This window comes from Clostridium sp. AM46-21, assembly GCF_003480025.1.
Classification (GTDB): Bacteria; Bacillota; Clostridia; order Lachnospirales; family Lachnospiraceae; genus Coprococcus; species Coprococcus ammoniilyticus.
This window is the reverse complement of the sequence record NZ_QUIB01000004.1, coordinates 43,430-55,007: the sequence shown is the minus strand read 5'-3', so window position 1 is coordinate 55,007 and position 11,578 is coordinate 43,430. Positions and strand designations below refer to the sequence as shown.

General features: G+C 43.1%; 13 protein-coding genes. 4 read left to right on the top strand and 9 right to left on the bottom strand.

Annotated features, from left to right (window positions below; all coding sequences use genetic code 11):
- Positions 1 to 65: 65 nt before the first annotated feature.
- Positions 66 to 443: a TnpV protein gene (locus DW959_RS03475; protein ID WP_054325472.1), complete on the bottom strand. Its 378-nt coding sequence runs from the start codon at positions 441 to 443 to the stop codon at positions 66 to 68.
- On the bottom strand, positions 368 to 2,488 hold the full coding sequence (locus DW959_RS03470; protein ID WP_117599152.1) for a recombinase family protein: 2,121 nt from the start codon (positions 2,486 to 2,488) through the stop codon (positions 368 to 370). The genes DW959_RS03475 and DW959_RS03470 overlap by 76 nt, the downstream gene beginning before the upstream one ends.
- 222 nt (positions 2,489 to 2,710) lie before the next feature.
- Here DW959_RS03470 and DW959_RS03465 point away from each other — a divergent pair, with 222 nt between their 5' ends.
- The 4 genes from DW959_RS03465 to aguA all read left to right on the top strand — a co-directional run bounded on the left by DW959_RS03465 (position 2,711) and on the right by aguA (position 6,325).
- Positions 2,711 to 2,959, top strand: a complete 249-nt coding sequence (locus DW959_RS03465; RefSeq protein WP_347475311.1) for a sigma-70 family RNA polymerase sigma factor — start codon at positions 2,711 to 2,713, stop codon at positions 2,957 to 2,959.
- Entirely contained in the window at positions 2,943 to 3,563 is a 621-nt protein-coding gene (locus DW959_RS03460; protein WP_118483323.1) for a hypothetical protein, read from the top strand. Before DW959_RS03465 ends, DW959_RS03460 begins: the two co-directional genes overlap by 17 nt.
- Before the next feature lie 166 nt (positions 3,564 to 3,729).
- The gene (locus DW959_RS03455; protein WP_117808296.1) at positions 3,730 to 5,022 is read left to right on the top strand and encodes a serpin family protein; all 1,293 of its coding nucleotides are present in this window, start codon (positions 3,730 to 3,732) and stop codon (positions 5,020 to 5,022) included.
- 205 nt (positions 5,023 to 5,227) lie between these two features.
- Positions 5,228 to 6,325: an agmatine deiminase gene (aguA, locus tag DW959_RS03450; protein ID WP_118483321.1), complete on the top strand. Its 1,098-nt coding sequence runs from the start codon at positions 5,228 to 5,230 to the stop codon at positions 6,323 to 6,325.
- Between the two features lie 101 nt (positions 6,326 to 6,426).
- On the opposite strand, the gene DW959_RS03445 is transcribed toward aguA, so the two are convergent.
- The 7 genes from DW959_RS03445 to acgM all read right to left on the bottom strand — a co-directional run bounded on the left by DW959_RS03445 (position 6,427) and on the right by acgM (position 11,552).
- Positions 6,427 to 6,864 carry a DUF3783 domain-containing protein gene (locus DW959_RS03445; RefSeq protein WP_118483319.1) on the bottom strand — a complete coding sequence of 146 codons (438 nt, stop codon included), beginning with the start codon at positions 6,862 to 6,864 and terminating at the stop codon, positions 6,427 to 6,429.
- A gap of 68 nt (positions 6,865 to 6,932) precedes the next feature.
- On the bottom strand, positions 6,933 to 7,265 hold the full coding sequence (locus DW959_RS03440) for a carboxymuconolactone decarboxylase family protein (protein ID WP_118615400.1): 333 nt from the start codon (positions 7,263 to 7,265) through the stop codon (positions 6,933 to 6,935).
- Between the two features lie 16 nt (positions 7,266 to 7,281).
- Positions 7,282 to 7,716, bottom strand: coding sequence for a cupin domain-containing protein (locus tag DW959_RS03435; RefSeq protein WP_117808293.1), 435 nt, complete (start codon positions 7,714 to 7,716; stop codon positions 7,282 to 7,284).
- 178 nt (positions 7,717 to 7,894) lie between these two features.
- Entirely contained in the window at positions 7,895 to 8,677 is a 783-nt protein-coding gene (locus tag DW959_RS03430) for a protein-ADP-ribose hydrolase (RefSeq protein WP_118483317.1), read from the bottom strand.
- 107 nt (positions 8,678 to 8,784) lie between these two features.
- Positions 8,785 to 9,738: a Sir2 silent information regulator family NAD-dependent deacetylase gene (locus tag DW959_RS03425; protein ID WP_118615460.1), complete on the bottom strand. Its 954-nt coding sequence runs from the start codon at positions 9,736 to 9,738 to the stop codon at positions 8,785 to 8,787.
- Between the two features lie 50 nt (positions 9,739 to 9,788).
- Positions 9,789 to 10,400 carry a 4Fe-4S binding protein gene (locus DW959_RS03420; RefSeq protein ID WP_118615398.1) on the bottom strand — a complete coding sequence of 204 codons (612 nt, stop codon included), beginning with the start codon at positions 10,398 to 10,400 and terminating at the stop codon, positions 9,789 to 9,791.
- A 90-nt stretch (positions 10,401 to 10,490) separates the two neighbouring features.
- On the bottom strand, positions 10,491 to 11,552 hold the full coding sequence (gene acgM / locus DW959_RS03415) for a radical SAM/SPASM domain protein, ACGX system (RefSeq protein ID WP_118615396.1): 1,062 nt from the start codon (positions 11,550 to 11,552) through the stop codon (positions 10,491 to 10,493).
- Between the last annotated feature and the right edge of the window lie 26 nt (positions 11,553 to 11,578).

Below are 11,578 nucleotides of genomic sequence, written 5' to 3'. Positions count from 1 at the left end.
AATACTTCCCGAAAAAGAAAACTGCCATCAGTAAAGACAGCAGTTCCTTTTCGGCTGGTATGCTATTAGGAATACACAATATCGTTCAATACAATCTCATCTGCACAGGCTCGGATATTATTCATCAATCCGACCCATCTCATCATATCCTCCGCTTTCAGTTGTTCCGTCACACCTTGTTTTCTTGCCATTTCCTTTATCAGATACTCCGCCATATTACACGCCGAAGTATCAATTTCAGCAAGGTGTTCATATAACTTTCCGCTTGTAAGCAGATTGCAATATAAGACTTTCCTATGCTCCCTCAAATATCTTTCCCTCATTCTTCCGTATTTTGTGAGCGTAGGCGGTTCTTCGTTTTCTATCGTCAAGCAGGGATAGTAATAATCTCCGATGAGTTCGTACTGGATACCAGTTCTTTCGTCTGTAATAAATCTTTGCATTCTGATTTCTCCTTCTGCTTCTTGTGATAAAATTCCAAAGACTTCTCGTTATGGTTTATCTTTTGACATTCTTCGGAACAGAATTTCTGCTGACTGTGTGTAGGCCAGTAGGTACTGCCACACACAGCACAGACACGCTGACGATAATAATGATTTCCTTTTTCAGCTTCTCTGTCGGCTTTTGTCTTGTCCTGCCTTGCCTGATAGCAACAATCTTTTGAACAGAATATCTGTCGGTTACTTGTAGGCACAAACTCTTTTTGACAGTGAGGACATATCTTTGTCTTGACGATTTCTCCACCGTTTTCAGCGAGTTTTTTCGCCTTTCGCTTCTCTCGGTAGGCTTTTTCACGCTCACGCTGTTTTGCCAAGCGTTCCATCTCAATCTGTTCTTCCTGTGCCTTTATTTCAGCAAGTTCTTCTTCTGTATAGGCAATATCGACCTGCCCGACATAGTTGAAGTAAATATCAACCTTTTGTGTCCTTGCTTTTCCCACACCCTCTGCTTCATAAACCACAATCTTGTCAATGAGTTCAGCAAACATCAAATCGGAAATTTCTGTCGGCTCTTTGCACTTGCGAATTAAAGAAATGAAATGCTTAATATCAACAGCATTTACTTTTTCTTCGGTAAGTTCCTTTTCCATTTCCTCAATCTTCGTTTCCAGCTCAGCCTGTTCGTCATCGTACTGCTTCATCAGTTGCTTATACTGTCTTTCGGGCAGTAATCCCGAAACAAGATTTTCATACAAGCCACGAATAAGTTTAGACAATTCATCGTATCGCTTCTGAAAACGGTGCAATTCCGATTTATTGTGCTTTGGCTTTTCTGTCTGCTTTTCATTCCAAAGTGCTTGAAGTTCCTTTGCAAAGGCTTCTTCGTCATTCAGAACAAATCTTGATAATCGTTTGACAGCCGATAATATCAAGGCTTCAACATTATCAGCACTAATTGAATGGGCAGAGCAGGAGTTTACTTTGCTTGCATATCCGCCGCAACGGTAAGAATACTGCACCGAACGGTCTTTTTTACTGTAATGCGTTTGCAGGGTCATTCTTCTGCCACAATCCGCACAGTACAGATAACCGCTTAAACGGTTGCTATGCGTTCCTCTTGCCGCTGTCCTGTTCGCTCGTTTCTTTCGCTTCTGAACGCTGTCCCAAAGTTCCTGCGAGATGATAGGCTCGTGCGTATTATAAAATACATACTGTTCATCTTCATCGGTATTCTTTCTTTTGTGCAGTTTGAAATTGGTGCTGACCGATTTACGCAAAACAGTATGACCGAGATATTCCTGTCTGCTTAAAATCGCTCTTATGGTTGACATTCCCCAAAGATACGGGTCTGAAAACTTTGTTCCGTTATACTGTTCGGGGTGATATTCCTTTGCGTGTGCAGCCGGAATTAAAACCTTTTCTTCGGTAAGCAATTCAGCGATTGCTCTCGGACTTTTGCCCTCGTTGGCAAGCAAAAAGATACGCTTTACCACCGCAGAAGCCACAGGGTCAACGACAAGCGTTTGTTTGTCGGTTGCTAATCGGTTATATCCATAGGGAATTGAACCGCTACAACGCTTTCCGTCTTTCATACGGGCGTCAAACACAGCCTTGATTTTATTGCTTGTGTCTTTTGCGTACCATTCGTTCATTATATTCAAAAATGGGGCAAAGTCATTGTCAGAAGCATTATTGCTGTCGATACTGTTATTTATCGCAAGGAAACGGACATCTTTCTGTGGGAACAGAACTTCCGTATAAAAACCGACTTGCAGATAGTTTCGCCCTAATCGGCTCATATCCTTAACAATAATCGTTGCGACATTTCCTGCTTCTACTTCCTTAATCAACTCCTGAAAACTCGGACGATTGAAATTTACACCCGAAAAACCATCGTCAGTAAAATGACGGATATTCGTAAAACCATTTCTTCGGGCGTAATCTTCCAAGTATTGCTTTTGATTGGTGATTGAATTTGACTCACCATTAAGATCATCATCTCTCGACAAACGCTCATAGAGTGCTGTAATCTTTGAACTCCTTGACATTCTCTTATCCTCCTTTCCTTATGTAATCCGATTTAGCATTACAGGGATTACTCCCTCTGCTAATAGGAGAAAATAGGGGTACAAAGCGGAACTGTTTTTCAAGAAAATCAAAATATTTTTTTGAAGTTCCAAGACCGATTTTGATAGCCTATTTTCAATTTAGAAACGCATTATTTATCGTCCTACTAAAGTATAGCCCTCTGGCACAGGAACCGGACATCATTGGAAGATTATATGGAACAACTGAATTTTTCTGATACTGAAAGCCAGGAATTATTTGAAACAGTCATGAAGCTGCCGGAAAAATACCGGACAGTGATCCATCTGTTTTATTATGAAGACTATTCCATTAAGGAAATTGCAGACATTCTAAAGATCAGCAAAAGCAACGTAAAGGTCCGGTTAAACCGCGGACGTACCGTGCTTCGTGACACCCTAAAGGAGGCTTGGGACTATGAACAATCAGAATAAAGAACGCTATAAGAAAACATTTGACATGATCCACTCAGATGCAGTCATCAACATCACCACGGAACGCTCAAAGAAGCTGCGGATCCACACGATCACACGCAGACTTTCCTACGCAGTTGCCGGACTGGCAGCCATCTTCTGTCTGTCAAATGGCATCTGTCTGGCAGCAACCGGAAGCACCTGGGTGCATAAGGTATTCTCTACTGCAAATGGTACGAAGGTCGAATACGATGCAGAAGACGCTACCATGTCTTTCCGTATCGAATCAACCGATCAAACCTATGTCACCGCGAAAGCCGGAAGACTGTATTTCACCCTGAACGGACAGCAGACCGATATCACAGACAAATGCAGTACAGATACCTACTTCCGATATGATTACACGGATGCCGATCATATCACACATGTGATCGTCATAGGCGGAACTGCCGATGATTATGGCTATGCCGAATATCTGTTTGATGCAGATGGTACTTATATCTTCAACAACATGAATGTATCTTCCGATACTCCGGCATGGTTTGTAAATGCGGAAAAAGATCTCGGTGTAGATGCGGAATCCTTATCGGATGAAGCTGCCACCTATTCCGTGACCGAAGAATAAAAATTTTTAAAATAATTCCATAAATCCTCCATTTTCTTTCGTATGTAAATTAAAGAAGCAAATAAACCGGACACTGATAAGACTATATATTTTTTTGAATATTCTTATTCACTGATATATGTTAGTATTATTCATATCTGACCACGAAAGAAATGGAGGATTATTTATGAATAAAAAGATAATCAGCTTATTACTTGGTGCATGTCTGTGCACAAGTCTTGCAGGATGCAGAAACGCAGATAATAATGGCGGCAGCGTCACCAAACAAAAACTTTTAGCATCAAAGGAACTCGGAAGTGACATCGCAGTCGGAGCAAAACCGGCGCCCGTCGATTCCTATGAGGAACTTAAAAACGGTGTCAACAATTTTGCATTTGACCTGTATGATGCACTTCCAAAAGACAGCAACTGTTTTTATTCCCCTTACAGTATTTCCAGTGCACTGTCCATGCTCGATCAGGGTGCCGGGGGCGAAACGAAAACGGAACTGGAATCAACACTTGGCATCAAAGATCTTTCAACCTGGAATACGGAAATGCAAAGCTATCTGAACAAAGACTGGTCCAAGCAGACATATGTAAATACTGCAAATTCCATCTGGATGACCACCGGAAAAGACTGGGCGGCTAATATCTCAGATGATTTTCTGCTTCCGGCCAAGACCTATTACCATGGTGAGATATATGAAGCCGATTTTACGGATCATGCCGATCAGGTTGTGAAGGATGTAAACAACTGGGTAAATGAACATACAAATCAGATGATCCCATCCATCATGAATGAACTTTCGACAAATACTGTTATGATGCTCATTAATGCGGTTTACTTTGAAGGAAAATGGCAGACACCATTTACAGAGGGTAACACATACGATGATACTTTTCACGGAACAAACGGAGATTCTACCGTACCAATGATGCATCTGTACGATGAACGATTCTCTTATGCGGATAGCGGATCGATAAAAGGAATCGTACTTCCTTACGATGGTGATTCTGTTGTAATGAAAGTATTCCTTCCATCTAAAGAAGGCGATACGATCACCAACCTGTTCGATGCTTTAAGCAGTGATGAGAAACAGGCACTTATCGACTCTCTGGATAATGCTGATTCTCCTGAGATAGAGACCATTCAGCTTCCAAAATTCACAGATGAACAGAGTATCAACGGTCTGGATGATATCCTGAACAGACTTGGAATCCGGTCTGCATATGCTTCTGCTGATTTCTCAAAGATCGCAGATGGCATCGCGGTATCTTCCGTTTCTCACAAAGCAAAAGTGATCGTTGATGAAAACGGAACAAAGGCTGCCGCGGAGACGGATATCATAATAAAGGAAACTGCTATGATGCCACCGGAAGAAACCTATAACTTCATCGTTGACCAGCCATTTGTCTATGTCATTGAAGATCAGGATACCGGAATGATCCTGTTCATGGGACGGGTAAATGATCTGTAAGATCCAATTCCATATTGATTTTCAATAATCTCTGTGCTATCGTAATAAGAAATAAATACAGACACATGCAACGGAGCAATTCAGAAAATGAGTTGCTCCTTTTTTTGTTTTATCAAATATAAGACTGAAAAATCTCCTGCCTGCAAGAGATGATTTTTCAAACACGATATGGATATTTTATTTGCGATACAAGGAGGATACAGGAATGGCGAAACTTATTACAAACTCGACCCCAAAGGCTGACGGTTTCCGTATGCCGGGAGAATTTGAAGAACAAAAGCAGATCTTTATGATCTGGCCGGAACGAACCGACAACTGGAGAGCCGGTGCGAAACCGGCACAAAAAACATTTGCAAATGTAGCTGCTGCGATCTCAGAATTCGAACCTGTTACAATGTGCGTATCTGCCGCACAATATGAACATGCAAAAACCATGCTGCCTGCCGGCGTACGGATCGTTGAAATGAGCAGTAACGATGCATGGTGCAGAGATATGGGACCAACTTTTCTGATAAATGATAAAGGCAAAACCCGTGCCTGTGACTGGACCTTTAATGCCTGGGGCGGACTGGTCGACGGATTGTATTTTCCATGGGATAAGGATGATCAGATCGCATCCAAGATCTGCGAACTGGAACAGATTGATTCTTACCGAACTGATGATTTCGTATTAGAGGGCGGCTCTTTTCATGTCGATGGGGAAGGTACACTGATCACCACCGAGATGTGCCTGCTGTCAAAGGGAAGAAATCCTCATCTCACAAAAGCTCAGATCGAGCAGAAATTAAAAGATTATCTGAATGTCGATACGATCATCTGGATCAAGGACGGCATCGATCCCGACGAGACAAATGGACATATCGATGATGTCGCCTGCTTCGTCCGTCCCGGTGAAGTTGCCTGCATCTATACGGATGATCCGACTGACCCATTCTATAAAGAAGCACAGGCCGCTTACCACACCCTGTCAAATGCTGTAGATGCCAAAGGCAGGAAACTGATCGTCCATAAGCTCTGTACAACCAAAGCTCCGGTTTATCTGAAGGGCATGGAAACAGTCGATGCAGTTCCCGGAAGCACTCCAAGAAAAAACGGTGACCTTGCGATCGCCTCTTATCTGAATTTTCTGATCGTAAATGGCGGCATCATCCTGCCACAGTACGGTGATGAAAATGACGCTCTTGCAATCCGTCAGGTACAGTCCATGTTCCCGGAACGTAAGGTTGTCGGTGTCCGTACCGAAGAAATTGCTTACGGCGGCGGCAATATCCACTGTATCACCCAGCAGCAGCCGAAAGCCTGACATGATGTCTGCCATCTTTATCATAGCAAATCTGCTATTGCATCACCGAAATTCACTACAAAAAATGGAGCATACAGAGTTCTCTCTGTACGCTCCATTTTCTACTTTCGCATCATTACAAACCGCTCCTTGCGAAGCTCCTGCATAAGAAGCTTCACTGTCCAGTTCTGATTGCTCGGTGTCAGGATCGCCTTGTAATCCACTTTCACATCACCATGCCGAAGCTCGAATAGCATCTTGTCCAGACGTTTTTCCTTCAAATTACATAAAAGAATCAGGCTGTCTGCCCGGCTCTTTGTCTGCATACCCGCAGTCACTGCACTCGAAGAATGTTTAGCTGCGTTTTTCCCAGTCTGATCCGTTGCATCTGCCATTTCTGCTACTTTTTTATAGGTTCCATTTACAAGCTCACCCAGCTTATAATTCGTTGTCACTATCTCATCCGGTATCCGATCTACGGTGATCTTCATCCGGCTTGCAATATTCTGTATTTTACGGTATTCGCTGTCTGTTACATGTATTAATATTAACTTTTCCATGCTGTCTCCTGTCTGTATATCTCGTTTCACACTACCACAGGATTAGAAGAAATGCAAGAGACTCTATACTACATATCTTCTTCTGCCCAGACTTCTTTTGCCATACGAAATACTGCCCATGCCTTCGGCCATCCACAGTAAAATGCTGCATGTGTAACGATCTCTGCAATTTCCTCCTGTGTGATTCCGTTTGCCTTTGCACTCATCAGATGATAACGGAAGGATTCATCGGTAAGCCCCTGTGCCATTAATGCAACTACAGTTACCAGTGACCGGTCTCTGAGGGACAGCTTATCCTCTCTGCTCCATACCTCGCCAAATAATACATCATCATTTAATTCTGCAAATTTTGGAGCAAATTCTCCAAGCTGTGTTCTTCCTGCTGTCTGTTTTACTGCCATGATAGATCCACCTTTCCTATGCTAACTTATTATATTCTTCATCCGTGACCGGTTCGCACCATTCATTACTGCAGTTCTCACCCGGTACTTCTACTGCGATATGGGAAAACCAGCTATCCTTCTTTGCACCATGCCAGTGCTTTACCTCTGCCGGAATCGTGATTACAGTTCCCGGTACAAGACTGACTGCCTCTTTTCCTTCTTCCTGATACCAGCCCTCTCCGGCTGTGCAGATCAGGAGCTGTCCGCCGCCCTTTGTTGCGTGATGGATATGCCAGTTATTCCGGCATCCCGGCTCAAAGGTTACATTTGCAAGAAACAATCCTGTTTTCGTGTCTGTCAGCGGATTCAAAAAGGAATCCCCAATAAAATATTGTGCAAATGCTGTATTTGCATTTCCTGTTCCAAATACGTTCTGCTTCTCAAATTCTTCTCTGTTTGTAGTCTTCATACTATCACTCTCCATCTTACTTAAACTTGTTTCAGCGCTTATGCGCCTATGCTCTGATGCTTTCCGTATTTATATACTAAAAAGGAGTATACCTTTTTCGTACACTCCTATCATACTCTTTGAACTTTACTCCAAGTCAAGAACTTTTTTGTATGAAGTTTTTATGAAGTAAGTATTCTCAGTATTCAAGTAACCTTTTGTATATATGTAAATCCTCATCCTTGAACACGTTAAATACCACCTGCATCCGGCTTCCTGTTTCTTCCAGATACTTCTGCACGGTTTCTACTGCGATCTCCGCTGCCCGTTTATTCGGGAACATGAATACGCCTGTCGAAATGCAGCAAAAGGCAATACTTGATACTCCATTTTCTTCTGCAAGCTCCAGACAGGAACGATAACAGGATGCCAGCAATTCTTCGTGTTCCTTCCGCAGCCGTTCCTGCACGATCGGACCTACTGTATGAAGTACATATTTACATGGAAGGTTAAATGCCGGTGTGATCTTTGCCTGTCCGGTCGGCTCCTCATGTCCCTGCGCCTGCATGATATCATTACAGCGCAGCCTGAGCTCTATTCCTGCCTTTGAGTGAATGATATTGTCCACACAATTATGCATTGGACGAAAGCAACCGCACATCTGACTGTTTGCGGCATTCACGATTGCGTCCACCTTTAGTACTGTTATATCTCCCTGCCAGAGATAGATCCGGTCATCTGATTTTGTCGGAGACAGCTCTGTAAAATCTATGACTCCTGCCTTTTTATTTTCCTCTGTCAGATATTCGTCCTGAATCCATAAAAATTCCTGACTGATCTTCTTCGGCATCCGTACATTCATCAGAGAGCGCAGAAGATCCTTCTGTTCCTGTTCATCTTCCGGAATTCTGTAATTCTTATAATATGCATCTTCATCCAGCAAATTCCGGATCAGCCATTTTCTCTGTTCCTCGTGATTCATCAATTTCTGCTTCCTTCCATATTTAGACTTTCTGTTTTACTATTTATTACACTATCTCTGGAAATCCTTCATCCGTTATTTTTCTGCCGCATAGCGCCAAATGTCCGTTACATCCCAGCCACACAACGCTCTATATCCGTAATGCTTTCTTTCATATCTGCATTAATTCCGACCGCGCGGTCACCAAGACTCTCCGGCACAACTGCTTCATTCAGATTCAGACGGATTATCGAGATATTTTTATTCTCTCTGACCAGTTTTTCAAATGGAAATCTAATTATCATTGGTGTGTTAAATCCAACGCCAAGTTCCAGCAGCACCAATCTGCCTTTCTCTGCCTCAGACAGGAAATCTCCAAATCTCTGCTCCGCATCATACCATGCTGCATCCTGAACGAAATGCTGATCTTTTCGCAGATTCATGTCCATAGCCCCGCCGCACACCGGACATTTCGGAACCATATAGATCGGTATCCTGCAATCCCTCCGTGCCTGATCCATCTGCCGGAACAGATCTACCGCATCGTAAAGTTTATCATGACAGCCTTTTCCGCACTGAATATGGAAATAATCTCCCTGTGTGCAGAAGATCTGATCTTCCGGCAACCCTGCTTTGACAAACTGACCATCTGCATTTGTGCTTAAGACAAATATCTTCTTACCGGAAAACATACTTAAAAACATTTTATGAAGCGGTGTCACATCCAGATCAATACCGCCAAGGATCGCCTGTTTCGACCAGTAGCCCCAGTAGCTTTCTTCATCCGGGTACGGGTAAAAGCCTGCAGAATACATATCCTGCATATATGGCCCTTTTCCATATTTCTTCTGGAACTCTCCGAAATTCTCCTCAAAAAATGTTCCGCCATACTGCGCGCCTGCCGCTGCACTCATCCCTGCTCCTGCTCCAACCAGAACGTACTCTGCATCCTGTAACATCTGGGAAGCCAAACGGATCTGTTCCTCATATGGCGTCTTCTGGAACACATAATCTCTGGCAGGTGTCCCGGACAAAAAAGTTTCAAATGTTATTTTATCATTTCTATACTTAATCTTTTTCATAATCTGTCGCTCTGTTTCTGTCTGTATATCCATTTCATTATTTCTATCGGTCACTTTCGCATGATTGCCTGAACAGGACAGTTCTCATAACAATTTCCACAATGCAGACAATGCTGCTGATTGATCTTATATGGTGTTCCTCTCTCGATACACCTCTGGGGACAGAGTTTCTCACATTTACCACAGCCGATACAGGCATCTGTTATCACATACCCCTTTTCCCGGATTATAGCATTTCCAAGGCTGTATGTCTCACGAAATATCGGATTCACGCCCAGATTAAAATATTCTACCTCACCCTGATCAATACAGAATATAATACCTATACTTCTGGTATTACCCGGATAGACATTTGCCAGATAAGGCTGCTCCTCAAAGATGGTATCACGCCATTTCTCCTGTTCTTCCTCGCGCACCGCATATGCCTTTCCCGACAGTCGTATCATCTCTTTATATTTTGTATAGCAAAGGATCTGAACCCGTCCATCTTCCAGAAGTTCCTGACAGAAATTCTTCCCCCTTGCCGTATAAAAATACAGGGCATCCGATTCATAATGGATCGCACTGATATTCCGTATCTGCGGCGCACCATCCTTATCCACTGTTGCAAATGCAAGAACTCCTACCAATTGCATCTTCTTTAAGCATGTTTTTAAATCCATCTATCGTTCCTCCAATACAAAATAACCAGACATCCGCATTCCTGTTTGCGTTTGTTTACTCTACAATTTTAATTCTTCCCTGTTTTCTTGTTAACATGGAAGCACCTCCCCAGTAATCTCATTTCTTGTCTTCCAGCACTGAGGATCTGCTCCGTAAAAGCTCCCGGTCGTTCCATTTGCAACAGCCGGACACCCTCTACACCATGCCTTTAATTCACACTTGCTGCATTTGCTGAATTTCTCATAATCTCTGTATTTCTCCATCTGACAGATCCACACATCTGCCAGCCGGTCCTCAAATACATTTGCCACCTTGCTGTCCATAACACGCCTGCATGCCATCACGTCACCATTTGATGAGATCGTGATATGGCAGTTACCACAATTACAACCCGCATAGATCATGCCTACCTGTGCATTTTCCGGCAGCGTAAACGCTCCTGTTTCATACTCATATAACGTCCACAGATGACCCTTTTTATTAAAATACGTCTTGCAGCCTGCCGCTTCATATGCCTTATACTTCGCATCACAGACAGACAAAAGCTCCCGGTACTCCTCCGGTGTCATGCTGGTATCGACCTCTCCACCGGTCGGTACATATCTTGAAAATGCATACACATCCACGCCAGCCTGAACAACTGCATCGATAATATCCGGTATCTCATGCATATTTGTCTTTGAAACCGTACTCATGATAATGCTCCGGATTCCTGCCCGATTCAGACAGCCGACTTTTTCCAGCGTCAGATCGAAGCTGCCCGGTTTCCGAAACCAGTCATGGGTCTCTCTCATTCCATCTAACGACATCTGGTATTTTTCACAGCCACAAACGGCTAACATTTTACAGATCTCATCGTTCAGATGGAATGGATTTCCCATGATTGTAAATGGAATATTTTTGCTCTTTAACAGAACCATCAATTTCCAGAAATCAGGATGCAGGATAGGATCGCCGCCAGTAATATAGAAGTACGGTACTCTGTGATAGACCTTACAGAAATCTTCACAGTTCGCCACAACCTCCTGCATCTGCTCCCAGGTCATGCTCTTTAATTCCTTACATCCTGTCCCTGAAAATATATAACAGTGCTTACACCGCTGATCACACTCATCTGTGATATGCCATTGAAATGCAAAATACTGACTCATCCTGTCCATGCCTCCTTATTTCTTCA